At 65.1% G+C, this 15013-nt stretch carries 16 protein-coding genes; 6 read left to right on the top strand and 10 right to left on the bottom strand.

All coding sequences use genetic code 11. The features are described 5' to 3' along the window. Positions 1-15: 15 nt before the first annotated feature. From P4826_RS05595 to lexA, 3 genes are all read right to left on the bottom strand, one after another. Positions 16-561 carry a rhodanese-like domain-containing protein gene (locus tag P4826_RS05595; RefSeq protein WP_317702917.1) on the bottom strand — a complete coding sequence of 182 codons (546 nt, stop codon included), beginning with the start codon at positions 559-561 and terminating at the stop codon, positions 16-18. 92 nt (positions 562-653) lie between these two features. Then, entirely contained in the window at positions 654-989 is a 336-nt protein-coding gene (locus P4826_RS05590) for a hypothetical protein (RefSeq protein ID WP_317702916.1), read from the bottom strand. Positions 990-1134: 145 nt separating this feature from the next. After that, on the bottom strand, positions 1135-1809 hold the full coding sequence (gene lexA / locus P4826_RS05585; protein ID WP_317702915.1) for a transcriptional repressor LexA: 675 nt from the start codon (positions 1807-1809) through the stop codon (positions 1135-1137). A gap of 91 nt (positions 1810-1900) precedes the next feature. On the opposite strand from lexA, the gene P4826_RS05580 reads away from it, so the two are divergent. After that, complete coding sequence (locus P4826_RS05580; protein ID WP_317702914.1) at positions 1901-2851, top strand: asparaginase; 951 nt, start codon at positions 1901-1903, stop codon at positions 2849-2851. 55 nt (positions 2852-2906) lie between these two features. Here P4826_RS05580 and adk read toward each other — a convergent pair whose 3' ends face one another. The 6 genes from adk to P4826_RS05550 all read right to left on the bottom strand — a co-directional run bounded on the left by adk (position 2907) and on the right by P4826_RS05550 (position 6705). Continuing rightward, on the bottom strand, positions 2907-3563 hold the full coding sequence (adk, locus tag P4826_RS05575; protein WP_317702913.1) for an adenylate kinase: 657 nt from the start codon (positions 3561-3563) through the stop codon (positions 2907-2909). Positions 3564-3674: 111 nt separating this feature from the next. After that, positions 3675-4463, bottom strand: a complete 789-nt coding sequence (gene kdsB / locus P4826_RS05570) for a 3-deoxy-manno-octulosonate cytidylyltransferase (protein WP_317702912.1) — start codon at positions 4461-4463, stop codon at positions 3675-3677. Continuing rightward, the gene (locus P4826_RS05565; protein WP_317702911.1) at positions 4460-4642 is read right to left on the bottom strand and encodes a Trm112 family protein; all 183 of its coding nucleotides are present in this window, start codon (positions 4640-4642) and stop codon (positions 4460-4462) included. Before P4826_RS05565 ends, kdsB begins: the two co-directional genes overlap by 4 nt. 8 nt (positions 4643-4650) lie before the next feature. Continuing rightward, a complete protein-coding gene (gene lpxK, locus P4826_RS05560; protein WP_317702910.1) occupies positions 4651-5646 on the bottom strand; it encodes a tetraacyldisaccharide 4'-kinase in 996 nt (331 codons plus the stop codon). Between the two features lie 4 nt (positions 5647-5650). Further along, positions 5651-6076: an ExbD/TolR family protein gene (locus P4826_RS05555; protein ID WP_317702909.1), complete on the bottom strand. Its 426-nt coding sequence runs from the start codon at positions 6074-6076 to the stop codon at positions 5651-5653. After that, a complete protein-coding gene (locus P4826_RS05550; RefSeq protein WP_317702908.1) occupies positions 6073-6705 on the bottom strand; it encodes a MotA/TolQ/ExbB proton channel family protein in 633 nt (210 codons plus the stop codon). Before P4826_RS05550 ends, P4826_RS05555 begins: the two co-directional genes overlap by 4 nt. A gap of 354 nt (positions 6706-7059) precedes the next feature. Between P4826_RS05550 and xseA the strand changes: the two genes are divergently transcribed. The 4 genes from xseA to P4826_RS05530 all read left to right on the top strand — a co-directional run bounded on the left by xseA (position 7060) and on the right by P4826_RS05530 (position 13016). Beyond that, on the top strand, positions 7060-8394 hold the full coding sequence (xseA, locus tag P4826_RS05545) for an exodeoxyribonuclease VII large subunit (protein ID WP_317702907.1): 1335 nt from the start codon (positions 7060-7062) through the stop codon (positions 8392-8394). A gap of 134 nt (positions 8395-8528) precedes the next feature. Next, positions 8529-9110 carry a superoxide dismutase gene (locus P4826_RS05540; RefSeq protein WP_317702906.1) on the top strand — a complete coding sequence of 194 codons (582 nt, stop codon included), beginning with the start codon at positions 8529-8531 and terminating at the stop codon, positions 9108-9110. 249 nt (positions 9111-9359) lie between these two features. Then, positions 9360-11597, top strand: coding sequence for an NADP-dependent isocitrate dehydrogenase (locus P4826_RS05535; protein ID WP_317702905.1), 2238 nt, complete (start codon positions 9360-9362; stop codon positions 11595-11597). A gap of 480 nt (positions 11598-12077) precedes the next feature. After that, positions 12078-13016 (top strand): PEP-CTERM sorting domain-containing protein, encoded by a 939-nt coding sequence (locus P4826_RS05530; protein WP_317702904.1) that lies wholly within the window; start codon positions 12078-12080, stop codon positions 13014-13016. A gap of 81 nt (positions 13017-13097) precedes the next feature. Here the strand turns inward: P4826_RS05530 and P4826_RS05525 are convergent, their stop codons facing one another. Then, positions 13098-13571 (bottom strand): DUF192 domain-containing protein, encoded by a 474-nt coding sequence (locus P4826_RS05525; RefSeq protein ID WP_317702903.1) that lies wholly within the window; start codon positions 13569-13571, stop codon positions 13098-13100. Between the two features lie 143 nt (positions 13572-13714). On the opposite strand from P4826_RS05525, the gene icd reads away from it, so the two are divergent. Then, positions 13715-14974, top strand: a complete 1260-nt coding sequence (icd, locus tag P4826_RS05520) for an NADP-dependent isocitrate dehydrogenase (protein WP_317702902.1) — start codon at positions 13715-13717, stop codon at positions 14972-14974. Positions 14975-15013 lie beyond the last annotated feature (39 nt).

The raw sequence follows: 15013 nt of genomic DNA, 5'->3' as shown, positions 1-15013 counted from the left end.
CATCGCCAAAAACCGCTACTTATCCACGCGGAACATCTTGCCCGGGGTCATCTTGGCGCTCCAGGGCAGGCCGCTGTTTTGCCAGCCGTTGACGATGCGCAGCCCGGCCTGGGGGCCGTCCTTGACCGGGCTGCCCTGGAAGCCGTTGACGACATAGCGTGCATTGGGCAGGCCGTTATCGCGCAGGAATTGGGCGCTGGGCTTGCCACGCTCGCTGCCCGAGCGGCACAGGGTGATGACCTCGGCATCCTCTTTCATGCCGCGGCGCGCCAGCTCGGCCTTGATCTGGGCCACAAAATCGGGGTTGCGGTAGAGGCGGTAGATGCTGCGCTCGTCCTCCCAACGGGTGCGATCGGCCAGCAGATAGGGAATGTTCACATGCACCACGTCGGTGAAGCCGGTGAACATGATTTCCAGCGGGTCGCGCACATCGACAAAAAGTACGCCGGGGTCGTTGCCCTGCACCTTTTCGTAGACCTCCTTGGCGGAAATTTCCATCTCCACCGCCTGCGCGCCCAGGGCTGCCAGGCCCAGAACCAGGGCCAGTAGGTAGTTTTTCATTGCAGTACTCCGTCTTGAGGAAAGAGAGATGCAGTGTATTAGCAATTACTTAAATTGCATCCGTGCCGCCGGTTGCGCGCCCGTGGCGGACATCAGTGCAGCGCCAGGCGATCGAGTTCGGCGCAGACATCCGCCATACGCCCGGAGATCAGCAGGCGGCAGGCGCCGTCGTCCTGCTGGCGCAGGATCACGCGCAGCGGGCGGGTGGAAGCCGTCGGGCGTGGCGCGGCGGCAGGAGCCGCTTGCGCTGCGGCCGCGCAGCGGCGCTCGGCGCCCGGGGTGGTGTGGCTGGCATGCACGGATGGTGCAGCGTGCAACTGCGGCTGGCTGTCTGGCGCGGGCTTGTGCCATGAATGGCTGCGCAGCAGCGGGTTGCACAGGCTGGAAATGGACGACAGCGCGCGCAGGGCGAATCCCATGTGAACCATGTGAAGACTCCTTGATGCCAATGGCATGAAAGTGAAACACAGGCAGGATTGCCAAGAAAAAGACGCGCACCTGCAGGGTTGGCTGCAGGCCAACAGCATGGCCCGCAGTCCAAACGCCCGCCACCTGCGGCGGCGCCGGCCATGCCTACATCAGCATAGTGTTGCGGATCAGGCCCACGGCCAGGCCCTCAATCTCGAAGGGCTCGCCGGGCTCGACGCGGATGACGGGATAGTCGGGGTTCTCGGGCAGCAGCTCGATGGCGCGGCCGGTGCGACGCAGGCGCTTGACGGTGACGTCGTCACCCAGGCGCGCGACGATGATCTGGCCGCTGCGCGCCTCGCGTGTGGCCTGCACGGCCAGCAGGTCGCCGTCCATGATGCCGGCGTCGCGCATGGACATGCCGCGCACCTTGAGCAGGTAGTCGGGCTTGTGCGCGAACAGGTTGCCCTCCACCGTATAGGTTTGATCCACATGCTCCTGCGCCAGAATGGGCGAACCCGCCGCGACGCGGCCTATGAGCGGCAAGGTGAGCTGGGACAGGCCGGGAATCGGCAGGCTGAACTGGGTGCCGCGCACCGCGTTGATGTGGCGCACGGTCTCGCCGCACAGCCGTATGCCGCGCGAGGTGCCGCTGACCAGCTCGATCACACCCTTGCGCGCCAGGGCCTGCAGGTGCTCTTCGGCCGCGTTGGCGGACTTGAAACCGAGCTCGGCCGCGATTTCGGCACGCGTGGGCGGCGCGCCGGTGCGCGCGATGGCGGTCTGGATCAAGTCCAGAATCTGCTGCTGGCGGGCGGTGAGCTTGGGGCTGTCGAGCATGTGGTGAGTCCGGTGCTGGCGGTTGGAGGGTTACTGTTGTTTAATCCAGTGGCTGTATTTTTGAACAGTTTTTGAAAAGGCGCAAGCGGGTATGGAAAGAAAAGTCGTGGTGCTGGGCACCGGGGGCACGATTGCCGGTAAGTCCGATATGGCTGGGGCCAATGTGGGCTACACGGCCGGGCAGATCGGGGTGGAGCAGTTGCTGTCCGCCATTCCCGCCCTTGCGCGCGCGGCCGGCGCCAGCCTGGTGGCCGAGCAAATTGCGCAGATCGACAGCAAGGACATGGGTTATGAGGTCTGGGCGCGGCTGGCGCAGCGCTGCGCGCTGCACCTGGCCGATCCCTTGGTGGCCGGCATCGTCATCACCCATGGCACGGACACGCTGGAAGAGACGGCCTGGCTGCTGGCGAACCTGCTGGATGCCACCAGGCCCGTGGTGCTGACCTGCGCCATGCGCCCGGCCACGGCGCTGGCGCCGGACGGGCCGCAGAACCTGCTGGATGCCGTGGCCCTGGCGACCGAGCCCACGGCGCATGGCGTGCTGATGGTGGCCGCCGGTGTGGTGCATGGCGCGCGCGAGGTGGCCAAGGTGCACCCGCTGCGGCTGGATGCGTTCGACTCCGGCGACACCGGGCCCCTGGGCTGGGTGGAGGATGGCCGCTTGCGCTGGGCCCATGGCCGGGCGCCGCAGCCGGCCGCGCCCCGGCATGCCGGACTGCTGCCCGCGCTGGGCCGCAGCCCCTGGCCGCGCGTGGAAATCATTCTCAGCCATGCGGGCAGCGATGGTGCGCTGGTCGATTGGCTGGTGCAGGGCGGCGCCCGGGGCATCGTGGTTGCGGCGACTGGCAACGGCACCTTGCACCAGGCGCTGGAGCGGGCCCTGGAGCGTGCCGTGGCCGCGGGTGTTCAGGTGCGCGTGGCCTCGCGCTGCCCGCAGGGGCGCATGCTGGATCTGCACGATGCGCCGTGGCAGGACGCTGGGGGCCTGAGCCCCGTGAAGGCGCGCGTGAGTCTGCTGCTGGAGTTGATGCAGGGGGCGTGAGGCCCGAAAAGCACAACGCCCCGCGTTGCGGGGCGTTGGTGGTGCCGAGGCAGGATCAGCTGCTCAGGGCCGACAGTGCGCGCTCGGTGATCTCTTCCACGCTGCCCGTGCCCTGGATGGCGCGGTACTTGGGCGCGGCGGCCGGCTCGGCCTGGGCCCAGTGGGAGTAGTAGTCGACCAGAGGGCGCGTCTGGTCGCTGTAGACCTGCAGGCGCTTCTTGACGGTTTCTTCCTTGTCGTCCTCGCGCTGCACCAGGGGCTCGCCGGTCACGTCGTCCTGGCCGGCCACCTTGGGCGGGTTGAACTTGACATGGTAGGTACGGCCGCTGGCCGGGTGGCTGCGGCGGCCGCTCATGCGTTCGATGATGGCGTCGAACGGCACGTCGATTTCCAGAACGTAGTCCAGCTTCACGCCGGCGGCCTTCATGGCGTCCGCCTGGGGAATGGTGCGCGGGAAGCCGTCGAACAGAAAGCCATTCGCGCAGTCGGGCTGCGTCAGGCGTTCCTTGACCAGGTTGATGATCAGCTCGTCGCTGACCAGCTGGCCGGCGTCCATGACGGCCTTGGCCTGCAGGCCCAGGGGCGTGCCGGCCTTGACGGCGGCGCGCAGCATGTCACCGGTGGAGATTTGCGGAATACCGAACTTCTGGCAGATGAAGGCGGCTTGCGTGCCCTTTCCGGCGCCGGGGGCGCCCAGCAATATCAGTCTCATGGATATCCTCTGGAGTTTTGAAATCGTGCGGCACGCTGGCCGGTAGGTGGCTGGTGCTCTTGTCGCGGCGAGGATAGCACGCGAGTCCTGCGCCAAGCTGACGGCCGGCGCCTACCCCGCCAGCAGGGCGCGCACGCGTTCCAGGTCGGTGGGGGTGTCCACGCCGGCGCCCGGCTCGCTGGCCGTCACATGCACGGCGATGCGGTGGCCGTGCCAGAGCGCGCGCAGCTGCTCCAGCGCCTCCAGCTGCTCGGTGGGTGCGGGTGGCAGCTGCGGAAAGCCGCGCAGAAAACCGGCGCGGTAGCTGTAGATGCCGATGTGGCGCAGCGGCGCAAAGCCGGCCGGGCCGCCCTGGCCGGGCTGCCACCAGCAGCTCCCGGCGGCGTGGTCGCGCGCATGGGGGATCGGCGCACGGCTGAAGTAGTGCGCCAGGCCATGTGCGTCCAGCACCACCTTGACCACGTTGGGGTTGGCAAAGTCGGCGGCGCTGGCGATGGCATGGGCGGCCGTGCCCATGCTGGCGTCGGCGCGCTGGTGCAGCAGCGCGGCCACGGCGTCGATGAGCTGCGGGTCGATCAGTGGCTCGTCGCCCTGCACGTTGACGACGATGTCGTCTCCGGCCAGGCTCAGTTGCTCGCAGGCTTCGGCCAGGCGGTCGCTGCCACTGGCGTGGTCGGCGCGGGTCAGCAGGGCCTCGACGCCGTGCAGGCGGCAAGCATCGACGATGCGACCATCGTCGGCCGCCACCACGCAACGCAGGGCGGCGCTTTGCGCGGCGCGGCGCGCCACATGCACGACCATGGGCAGGCCGGCGATGTCGGCCAGCGGCTTGTTCGGCAGGCGCGTGGAGGCCAGGCGCGCCGGGATCAGCACCGTGAAGGGCGCGGCGGCGGTGCTCACCGCTCCAGCTCCTCGTCGGTGAGCGTGCGGGCCTCGTTCTCCAGCAGCACGGGAATGCCGTCGCGCACGGGGTAGGCCAGGCGCGCGCTGCGCGAAATCAGCTCCTGGTGTTCTCGGTCATAGGTCAGCGGGCCCTTGGTGACGGGGCAGACCAGCAGTTCAAGCAGTTTCGGGTCCATGGTGTTCCTCAATGGCGGGGCGATGATAGCGAGGCCAGGCGTGCGTCCAGCGCGGCGAAGAAGGCCGCCGGTATATCGAGGCGCAGGGGCACGGCCAGGGCGCCGGGGTGGGCGGGCCAGAGCTTGACGGCGTCTTTTTCGGTACAAATCGGTATCAAGCGCTTATCTGAAGGGCGCTTCCAGCTAGAAAAATCATAGTGATCTGGCAGCGCCTCTTCGGTCGCGGGCGGCAGGCCCTGGGCCCGCAGCATGGCAAAAAAGTCTTGCGGGCGGGCAATGGCGGCCAGGGCGTGCAGTTTCAAGCCGCGCAGCTGCGCCAGCGGCAGTTGGCGGCCCTTGGCGTCCACGGCATGGTCGGCGAGGCGGCGCGATAGCGGGAACTGCGGCGCCGATCCGCCGGGCGCCGCGCCGGCGTGCAGCACCAGATCGACGGCGCGCGGCCAGGGTTCACGCAGCGGGCCGGCGGGCAGCAGCCAGCCGTTGCCAATGCCCTCGTCGTTGAAGACGCAGACCTCCACGTCGCGTGCCAGTTGCAGGTGCTGCAGGCCGTCGTCGCAGACGAGGATGTTGACCTCGGGGTGGGCCGCCAGCAGCGCCCGACCGGCATCGGCGCGGCGGCGCGCCACGTACACCGGCACGCCGGCGCTGCGGGCGATCAGCAGCGGCTCGTCTCCCACCTCGGCGGCGCTGCTCGTCGGCAGGGCCGGGCGGCAGCTGATGGTTTGACGGCCATAGCCGCGCGAGATGACGCCCGGGCGCCAGCCCGCGGCACGCAGATGTTGCAGCAGGGCCAGGGTGACGGGGGTCTTGCCGGCGCCGCCGACGATGACGTTGCCGACCACGATGACCGGCACCGGCAGGCGGTGCTGTTTCAGCAGGCCCGTGCGGTAGAGCGCGCGGCGCAGCGCCGTCAGCAGCCGGTAGGGCAGGGTCAGTGGCCACAGCAGCAGCGCCAGCGGGCCGCGCTGCTGCCAGGCCTGGCGTAGCCGCGCGGCGGCGCTCATGCGATCAGCGGCCGGCCTGCGCCGACGATTGGGTGGCAAAGGTGATCTGCGACAGGCCCACGCGGCGCGCGGCCTCCATCACCGTGACCACGGACTGGTGCGGCGCGGCGGCATCGGCGCTGATGATGACCACGCTTTTGGGCCCGGCGGTGGAGGCCTCGGACAGCGCGCGCGCCACCTGCTCGACATGCTTGCCTTCCAGCGGGGTCTTGTTGATGGCATAGCGTCCGTCGGCGGCTACGGCCACGATGACCTCCTTGGGGTGGTCGCGCAGCTGTTCGGCGTCGGCCACGGGCAGGGTCAGCTGCAGCTCGGTGAACTTGCTGTAGGTGGTGGACAGCATCAAAAAGATGAGGATCACCAGCAGCACGTCGATGAACGGGATCAGGTTGATCTCCGGTTCTTCCTTCTGGCGGGGTCTGAAGTTCATGGCTTGCGCAGGCGCCCAAGGTGGCGCACGAACTGCTCGGCGGCCAGCTCCAGCGTCAGCAGGTACTCGTCCACGCGGCTTCTGAAATAGCGCCAGAAGATCAGCGTGGGAATGGCCACGATCAGGCCGAAGGCCGTGTTGTACAGCGCGATGGAAATGCCATGCGCCAGCTGCGCCGGGTTGCCGCCGCCCACCGCGCCACCGCCGGCCTGCGAGCCAAAGATCTCGATCATGCCGATCACCGTGCCCAGCAGGCCCAGCAGCGGCGCGGCCGAGGCAATCGTCGCCAGGGCCGTCAGGTATTTCTCCAGCCGGTGCGCCACCGTGCGGCCGGCGCCCTCCATGGCTGCGCGCAGCTCGGCCTCGCTGCTCTGCGGGTGGCTGTTCAGGGTGCGCAGGCCGCTGGCCAGCACCTCACCCAGGGCCGAGTTCTGTGCCAGCTGGGTCACCACGTCGGGCCCCGGCACGGATTTGGACGACACCGAGATCGCCTCGTCCAGCAGCTTCGGCGGGACGACGCGGGCCGTCTTCAGCGCCACGAAGCGCTCGAAAACCAGCGCCAGCGCCAAGATGGAGCAGGCAATCAGGGGCCAGATGGGCCAGCCGGCGGCTTGTATGATCGACAGCAATTCTTAACTCCGCTCACAATAAAAAGCAGCGGGGATTATGGCGCAGCCCGCAACCACGCCCAACGCGGCCAGTGCGTCACCGTACCATCCATGCCCCGTCCTCCGCTTGCCCCACAGTTTCTGTGGATAACTTTGTGGGAAACCGCGTGCACAAAGCACGCCAGACGGCGCCAATACATGCTTTGGCTAGATTGATGAAAAATCACGCATTGAAAAATTGTTGTAAATCAATGGCTTGCACGTACTTGCATGGCCTGTGGCGCAGTACTTGCGAACTTCCGGCGCCAGGTGTCGCCTGCGGCGAACTGTGGACTAGTGGCCGGCTGGGCCACCCTCGCAGGCATGGTGCAGCCTATGTTTGAGCGGCCCGATGCAGGCCTGGCGCCGCGTATCTGGGAAGTTGGCGCGCTATGCCGCGCCATTGCTGATGCGCTGCAGGCTCGCTTCAACCCGGTAGCGGTGCGCGGCGAGATCACGGGCTTTTCGCGCGCCTCCAGCGGGCATTGTTACTTCACGCTGAAAGACGGCCAAGGTCAGATCCGCTGCGCCATGTTCCGCCGTGCCGCCAGCGGGCTGGACTTCATGCCGCGTGATGGCGAGCTGGTCGAGGTGCGCGGCCAGCTCGGCGTGTACGAGGCGCGCGGTGACCTGCAGCTCATCGTGGAAGGCATGCGCCGCGCGGGGCAGGGTGCGCTGTTCGAGCAGTTTCTGCGCCTGAAGGCGCAGCTGGAGGCCGAGGGGCTGTTCACTGCCGCGCGCAAGCGGCCGCTGCCGGCCATGCCGCGCGGCATAGGCCTGGTCACATCGCCGGGCGCCGCCGCCCTGCACGACGTGGTGACGGCCCTGCGTCGGCGCGTGCCGCATATCCCGGTGGTGCTGGTGCCGGCCCTGGTGCAGGGCGCGCAGGCACCGGCGTCCATCGTGGATGCACTATCAAAACTGTATCTGCTTGCGCAGAAGGGACGGGCGTCAGAGGCTGATTTGCCTAAAAATTCCGAGATGCCGTTTATCGACGTCATCCTGCTCGTACGCGGCGGTGGTTCCATCGAGGATTTGTGGGCCTTCAACGACGAGCGCCTGGCCCGCACCATCGTGCAGAGCCCCGTGCCGCTGGTCAGCGGCGTGGGGCATGAGACCGATTTCACCATCGCCGACTTCTGCGCCGACCTGCGCGCACCCACGCCGACGGCCGCGGCCGAGCTGGTGAGCCAGCCGCGCGCCGTCTGGCTGGGGGCGCTCGACCTGCTGGCCGGGCGGCTGCAGGACGGCGTGCAGCGCCAGATCGACCTGCGCCACCAGCGGCTGGATCAGGCAGCCCAACGCCTGGGTCGGCCTTCCGGCCTGGTCGCCCGCCAGCAGCTGCGCCTGTCCGGCCTGGCCCAGCGCATGCGCCACGCCGCACTACTAAAAACGCAGCGCCTCGCGCAGTCTGGTAAAGCGCTGCAGGCCCATTTGCCGCAAATCATGCAACGCAGCCTGGTGCAGCGCCGTGAACGCCTGGAGCGCGCCGCCCTGCGGCTTTCGCTGCTCAACCCGCAGCTGGTGCTGCGGCGCGGCTACGCCCTGCTGACCGACGCCCAGGGCCAGCCCGTGATGCGGCCCGCCCAGGTGCGCCCGGGCGAGGCCGTGCATGCCCGGCTGGCCGAGGGCGAGCTGGATCTCACCGTGGTCCAGCGTCGGCTGCTGTAACTGTCTATACCGCAGCCGGCGGTGGCGGCATATGGCCGGCCGCAGCGCGGACTGCTATTACTTTCTACAATGCCCGCTGCCCCGCCGTTGCAGGCATCGGCGGTTTCTCAACACAACCCACGAAGGACGACACCATGGAACATACCCTGCCGCCACTGCCCTATGCGATTGACGCCCTGGCCCCGCACTACAGCCAGGAAACGCTGGAGTACCACCACGGCAAGCACCACAACGCCTATGTGGTGAACCTGAACAACCTGCAGAAGGGCACCGAGTTCGAATCGATGTCGCTGGAAGACATCGTCAAGAAGTCCAGCGGCGGCATCTACAACAACGCCGCCCAGATCTGGAACCACACCTTCTTCTGGAGCTGCATGGCACCCCAGGGCGGCGGCGAACCCACGGGCGCGCTGGCCGCTGCCATCAACGCCAAGTGGGGCAGCTACGCCGCCTTCAAGGAAGCCTTTGTGAAGAGCGCCGTGGGCAACTTCGGCTCGGGCTGGACCTGGCTGGTGAAGAAGGCTGACGGCTCGGTGGACATCGTCAACACCGGCGCCGCCGGCACGCCCCTGACCACGGCCGACAAGGCGCTGCTGACGGTGGACGTGTGGGAGCACGCCTACTACATCGACTACCGCAACCTGCGCCCCAAGTTCGTCGAGACCTTCCTGGACAAGCTGGTCAACTGGAAGTTTGCCGAGGCCAACTTCGCCTGACCTGGCGCTGGCGCCAAGAATCAGGGCCCGGGGAGCGATCCCCGGGCCCTTTTTCTTGACTCTTGTATAAGACTGGCAAAAAAAACCGCATCACCCCGGCGTAAATTTTGCATTACGGGATTTGATTGCGATAAATGGGAGTTTGTCAGTTTCCCTCAAGCACAATGTCATATCTTCACCGCGCGGGCCCAGGCGTCAGCGCGTGGGACAGCTTCACCCCCCCTGTGTTTTGTTGACCTGAGAGACAAGATGAGCACTGAACAACCCACCATCATCTATACCCTGACCGACGAGGCTCCGCGCCTGGCCACGGCCTCGTTCCTGCCCATCGTGCGCGCCTTTGCCGCGCCGGCGGGCATCAACGTGGCCGAGAGCGACATCTCGGTCGCCGCCCGCGTGCTGGGTCAGTTCCCGGAGGCGCTGACCGAGGCGCAGCGCGTGCCCGACACCCTGGCCGAGCTGGGCAAGAAGACGCTGCAGGCCGACGCCAACATCATCAAGCTGCCCAACATCAGCGCCTCGGTGGCGCAGCTGATGGCCGCCATCAAGGAACTGCAGGGCAAGGGCTATGCCATTCCCGACTTCCCCGAAGACCCGAAGACGGACGAAGAAAAAGCCATCCGCGCCAAGTACAACAAGTGCATTGGCTCGGCCGTGAACCCCGTGCTGCGCGAGGGCAACTCCGACCGCCGCGCGCCCCGCGCCGTCAAGGAATACGCGCGCAAGAACCCACACAGCATGGCCGAGTGGAGTCAGGCCTCGCGCTCGCATGTCTCGCACATGCACAAGGGCGACTTCTATCACGGCGAAAAGTCGATGACGCTGGACAAGGCGCGCGACGTGAAGATGGAGCTGATCACCAAGAGCGGCAAGACCATCGTCCTGAAGCCCAAGGTCAGCCTGCAGGACCGCGAGGTCATCGACTCCATGTTCATGAGCAAGAAGGCCCTGGTGGCCTTCTATGAAAAGGAGATCGAGGACGCGCGCAAGACCGGCGTGATGTTCTCGCTGCACGTCAAGGCCACGATGATGAAGGTCTCGCACCCCATCGTCTTCGGCCACTGCGTGAAGATCTTCTACAAGGAAGCCTTCGAGAAGCACGCCAAGCTGTTCGAAGAGCTGGGCGTGAATGTCAACAACGGCATGGTCAACCTGTTCGACAAGCTGGAGACCCTGCCGTCGGCCCAGCGCGACGAGGTCATGCGCGACCTGCATGCCTGCCACGAAAACCGCCCCGAGCTGGCCATGGTCGATTCGGCCAAGGGCATCACCAACTTCCACTCGCCCAACGACGTGATCGTGGACGCATCTATGCCCGCCATGATCAGGAACGGCGGCAAGATGTGGGGTGCCGACGGCCGCCTGAAGGACGTCAAGGCCGTGATGCCCGAGTCCACCTTCGCCCGCATCTACCAGGAGATGATCAACTTCTGCAAGTGGCATGGCGCCTTCGACCCCAAGACCATGGGCACCGTGCCCAACGTCGGTCTGATGGCCCAGCAGGCCGAGGAATACGGCAGCCACGACAAGACCTTCGAGATCACCGAGGACGGCGTCGCCAACATCACCGACCTGGCCACCGGCGAGGTGCTGATGAGCCAGAACGTCGAGACCGGCGACATCTGGCGCATGTGCCAGGTCAAGGACGCGCCCATCCGTGACTGGGTCAAGCTGGCCGTCACGCGCGCGCGCCAATCGGGCATGCCCGTCGTCTTCTGGCTCGACCCCTATCGCCCGCACGAGGCGCAGCTGATCACCAAGGTCAAGATGTACCTGCACGAGCACGACACCACCGGCCTGGACATCCAGATCATGAGCCAGGTGCGCGCCATGCGCTTCACGCTGGAGCGCGTCATCCGCGGCCTGGACACCATCAGCGCCACCGGCAACATCCTGCGCGACTACCTCACCGACCTGTTCCCCATCATGGAGCTGGGCACCAGCGCCAAGATGCTGTCCATCGTCCCGCTGATGGCCGGCGGCGGCATGTACGAGACCGGCGCCGGCGGCTCCGCGCCCAAGCATGTGCAGCAGCTGACCGAAGAAAACCACCTGCGCTGGGACAGCCTGGGCGAATTTTTGGCCCTGGCCGTGTCGCTGGAAGACCTTGGCATCAAGAACAAGAATGCCCGCGCCAAGCTGCTGTCCAAGACGCTGGACGCCGCCACCGGCAAGCTGCTGGACAACAACAAGAACCCCAGCCCCAAGACCGGCCAGCTGGACAACCGCGGCAGCCAGTTCTACCTGGCCATGTACTGGGCGCAAGAGCTGGCCAGCCAGACCGAAGACGCAGACCTGGCCGCCAGGTTCGCCCCGCTGGCCAAACAGCTGGCCGACAACGAGGACAAGATCGTCGAAGAGCTGCGCGTCATCCAGGGCAAGCCAGCCGACATCGGCGGCTACTACCAGCCCGATCTGGCCAAGCTCGACGCGGTGATGCGCCCCAGCAGCACCTTCAACGCCGCCCTGGCGTCGCTGACGGCTTGATGTGACGTGCCCTCCCTGTCCTGGCAGGGAGGGCTTGCATGCATCGTCCCCACTGATCCTTCCCTCTTCTGGTTTTATCTCCTTCCCCCTTTGGGGGAAGGCCGGGATGGGGGCCGGCGGTCGGAGCACTCGCATCCTGCCGACCACAAAACACAAACTCCCCGCCCACTCTCGCCCAAACTCCCGGCCGGCGCTCCCTTGAAACAGTCATGCACAGTGCATCGGCGCAGCGGCCAGCCCGTGTCTTGAACAGCGTGTCGGAATTTTTTACATCAACTCTCCGCCTACGGCGCCACCAGCAGCCTCATCGCGGGTTCAGAGTGTCGGAAATTTTTACAGTGCATCTGTGGTGAGATCGGCTGTTTTCGGATAAATCGTTTGATATCAACGGCTTAGGTGGGGGTGTAAGGGGTTGGCACGCTAAGTGCTTATTGTCTGGCGAGAGAATTCTTGATTCAATTTCACTAAGAGGAGTGGGAAATGCTGAAATCCAAACTTGCTTCCATCGCCGCCGCTGCGGCTCTGTCCTTCGGTGTCATGGGCTCCGCGCACTCGGCGGTGGTCATCAACGCCGGTAATTACAAAATTACCCTTGACAACTTCGATTTGGGCACCAATGGTTACGGTACTGCGGCCGGAGTCAAGTGCACAACGGTTGACGAGTGTGATGCTGCAGCAGCAAACCCTGCCTTGAGCGGCTCCAGCTATGACACCATGGGTATTTTCAATGTGGCCAGGATTGAAGATAAAAACGGTAATACCATTTTTTCGCCCGGTAATCCAATTTACGGTGGCAAATATCTCACGGGTGTATTTGGTGGTTTGACAGATTCTTATGCTGAAGTCACCTGCAGCCCGGTGACAGGGTGCTCTACCACAACTCTTTCGACGGGTGGGGTATGGGCGCTGTATGAAAACAACAGTGAATGGGATGCAACCCAAGGGTCTGGTGTAGGTGTTTGGGATCCTGCAAGTCTGACCTATCCAGGTATCACGGGTGGTACGTTGTGGCTTGAAGGTGTATTTGGTAAGGGGTTGATCGAAAATCAACCCGATTCAACCTATTATTCAAATTTCGGTCCTACACTCTCCGGTACGGGGACTGCGTACCTGGATATCACGGGCGGTGATGCGTTCGACATGTTTAAGCCAGCAGGTTACACTCCTGCATTTACGGATGACAATGGTGGTGAGCACGACATGTATCTGACCACTAGTTTTGACGATAGGTCTGGATCAGCTAGTAACCTTTGCACGGTTCCTGCAACGGGGACTGTGCCGGCAAGTGGTTGCTGGACGGTGAAATCGACAACTCAAATCACAGGTGTTATCAGCGAAGTTCCCGAGCCTGGCACCATGGCCCTGGCTGGCTTGGCCCTCCTGGGTGCTGGCTTGGCTTCGCGCCGCCGCAAGTCCTAAGCCCTGGATGGAGAGTGCGGCGATCTGCCGCCCTCTCAGTCATCGGTATAAACCGGCCACCTGCAAGGGTGACCGGTTTTTTCATTTGGACTGGAAGGCCGAGCCACCCAACCTGGCCCCGGCCTTGATCCCCCGCTTGGCAAACCAGCCCTGGTTCATCTCCAGCACATAGCGCACGGGTTTGGCCGAGCAGTGCGAGTCTTCGCTCAGGGGCTGCATGTCGGCCAGGTTCACGATGCTGCCGTCATCGGCCACAAAGGCCGCCGTGAGCGGCAACTGTGTGTTTTTCATCCAGAAGCACTGGGTCGCAGGCTGCTCGAAGACGAACAGCATGCCCTCGTGCTGCGGCATTTCGCGGCGGAACATCAGGCCGATCTGGCGCTCCTGCGGCGTCAACGCCACCTGCGCCTGTATGCGGTACATGCCGGCGGTCAGTTCCACCCGCTGCAGGTTCATCTGCGGACTGTTCTGCGCCCAGGCGCTGGCGCAGAGGGCACACAGGGCCAGCACCTGCGGCAGGCGGGAAGGGCGGATGGCAAGGGCGTTGGACTTCATGGGCGGGCAGGACGGTATGGGTCAATGCAGCGGGAATGGGGTTTGATTATGGTGCGGGCACTTTGAGCACACTTCGGCCAAAGGCGCAGGCTAGAATCTTTTTTGACTTTTGCCCCTGGCGACCACTCCCGGAGACCTGTTACATGACCAGCTACCAGCACATCAAGGTGCCTGCCCAAGGCGAGAAGATCACCGTCAATGCCGACATGTCGCTGAACGTGCCCGATCAGCCCATCATTCCGTATATCGAGGGCGATGGCACGGGCGTGGACATTACGCCGGTGATGCTGGAAGTGGTCGATGCCGCCGTGGCGAAGGCCTATGGCGGCAGCCGCAGGATCCATTGGATGGAGGTCTACGCGGGTGAAAAATCCATCTGCGTCTATGGCCCCGACATGTGGCTGCCCGAAGAGACCCTGCATGCCGTGCGCGACTATGTGGTGTCCATCAAGGGGCCGCTCACCACGCCCGTGGGCGGCGGCATCCGCTCGCTCAACGTGGCCCTGCGCCAGGAGCTGGATCTGTACGTCTGCCTGCGCCCCGTGCAGTACTTCAAGGGCGTGCCCTCGCCGGTGAAGGAGCCGCACAAGACCAACATGGTGATCTTCCGCGAGAACTCCGAGGACATCTACGCCGGTATCGAGTTCGAGGCGCAGTCCGACAAGGCGAAAAAGCTCATCAAGTTCCTGCAGGATGAATTCGGTGTGAAGAAGATCCGCTTCCCTGAAACCTCCGGCATAGGCATCAAGCCCGTCTCGCGCGAGGGCACGCAGCGCCTGGTGCGCAAGGCCATCCAGTACGCCATAGACAACGACAAGCCCAGCGTGACCCTGGTGCACAAGGGCAACATCATGAAGTTCACCGAAGGGGGCTTTCGCGACTGGGGCTACGAGCTGGCGGCCCAGGAGTTCGGCGCCGAGCTGATCGACGGCGGCCCCTGGATGCGCCTGAAGAATCCGCGCACGGGCAAGGAGATCACCGTCAAGGACAGCATTGCCGACGCCTTTCTGCAGCAGATTTTGCTGCGTCCTGCCGAGTACAGCGTGATCGCCACGCTGAACCTGAATGGCGACTACATCTCCGACGCGCTGGCGGCCCAGGTGGGCGGCATCGGCATTGCGCCGGGCGCCAACATGTCGGACTCGGTGGCCATGTTCGAGGCCACGCACGGCACGGCGCCCAAGTACGCGGGCAAGGACTATGTGAACCCCGGCTCGGAGATCCTCTCGGCCGAGATGATGCTGCGCCACGTGGGCTGGACCGAGGCCGCCGACCTGATCATCCGCTCCATGGAAAAATCCATACAAAGCAAGAAGGTGACCTATGACTTCGCGCGCCTGATGGAGGGGGCCACCCAGGTCAGCTGCTCGGGCTTTGGTCAGGTGATGATCGACAACATGTAGCTCGCATGCTTGCCCCTTGAGGCTGGGCCCACCCTCGGG

The sequence above is a fragment of the Diaphorobacter limosus genome (assembly GCF_033100095.1).
Taxonomy (GTDB): Bacteria; Pseudomonadota; Gammaproteobacteria; order Burkholderiales; family Burkholderiaceae_C; genus Alicycliphilus; species Alicycliphilus limosus.
The sequence above is the reverse complement of the archived record's forward strand: the minus strand, read 5'-3'. Positions and strand labels throughout refer to the sequence as shown.

What these genes read in the sequence shown, in the direction of transcription:
- P4826_RS05595 (WP_317702917.1), bottom strand. Translation starts at nt 561, where the DNA reads ATGAAAAACTACCTACTGGCCCTGGTTCTGGGCCTGGCAGCCCTGGGC.
- P4826_RS05590 (WP_317702916.1), bottom strand. Translation starts at nt 989, where the DNA reads ATGGTTCACATGGGATTCGCCCTGCGCGCGCTGTCGTCCATTTCCAGC.
- lexA (WP_317702915.1), bottom strand. Translation starts at nt 1,809, where the DNA reads ATGCTCGACAGCCCCAAGCTCACCGCCCGCCAGCAGCAGATTCTGGAC.
- P4826_RS05580 (WP_317702914.1), top strand. Translation starts at nt 1,901, where the DNA reads ATGGAAAGAAAAGTCGTGGTGCTGGGCACCGGGGGCACGATTGCCGGT.
- adk (WP_317702913.1), bottom strand. Translation starts at nt 3,563, where the DNA reads ATGAGACTGATATTGCTGGGCGCCCCCGGCGCCGGAAAGGGCACGCAA.
- P4826_RS05565 (WP_317702911.1), bottom strand. Translation starts at nt 4,642, where the DNA reads ATGGACCCGAAACTGCTTGAACTGCTGGTCTGCCCCGTCACCAAGGGC.
- lpxK (WP_317702910.1), bottom strand. Translation starts at nt 5,646, where the DNA reads ATGAGCGCCGCCGCGCGGCTACGCCAGGCCTGGCAGCAGCGCGGCCCG.
- P4826_RS05555 (WP_317702909.1), bottom strand. Translation starts at nt 6,076, where the DNA reads ATGAACTTCAGACCCCGCCAGAAGGAAGAACCGGAGATCAACCTGATC.
- xseA (WP_317702907.1), top strand. Translation starts at nt 7,060, where the DNA reads ATGTTTGAGCGGCCCGATGCAGGCCTGGCGCCGCGTATCTGGGAAGTT.
- P4826_RS05540 (WP_317702906.1), top strand. Translation starts at nt 8,529, where the DNA reads ATGGAACATACCCTGCCGCCACTGCCCTATGCGATTGACGCCCTGGCC.
- P4826_RS05535 (WP_317702905.1), top strand. Translation starts at nt 9,360, where the DNA reads ATGAGCACTGAACAACCCACCATCATCTATACCCTGACCGACGAGGCT.
- P4826_RS05530 (WP_317702904.1), top strand. Translation starts at nt 12,078, where the DNA reads ATGCTGAAATCCAAACTTGCTTCCATCGCCGCCGCTGCGGCTCTGTCC.
- P4826_RS05525 (WP_317702903.1), bottom strand. Translation starts at nt 13,571, where the DNA reads ATGAAGTCCAACGCCCTTGCCATCCGCCCTTCCCGCCTGCCGCAGGTG.
- icd (WP_317702902.1), top strand. Translation starts at nt 13,715, where the DNA reads ATGACCAGCTACCAGCACATCAAGGTGCCTGCCCAAGGCGAGAAGATC.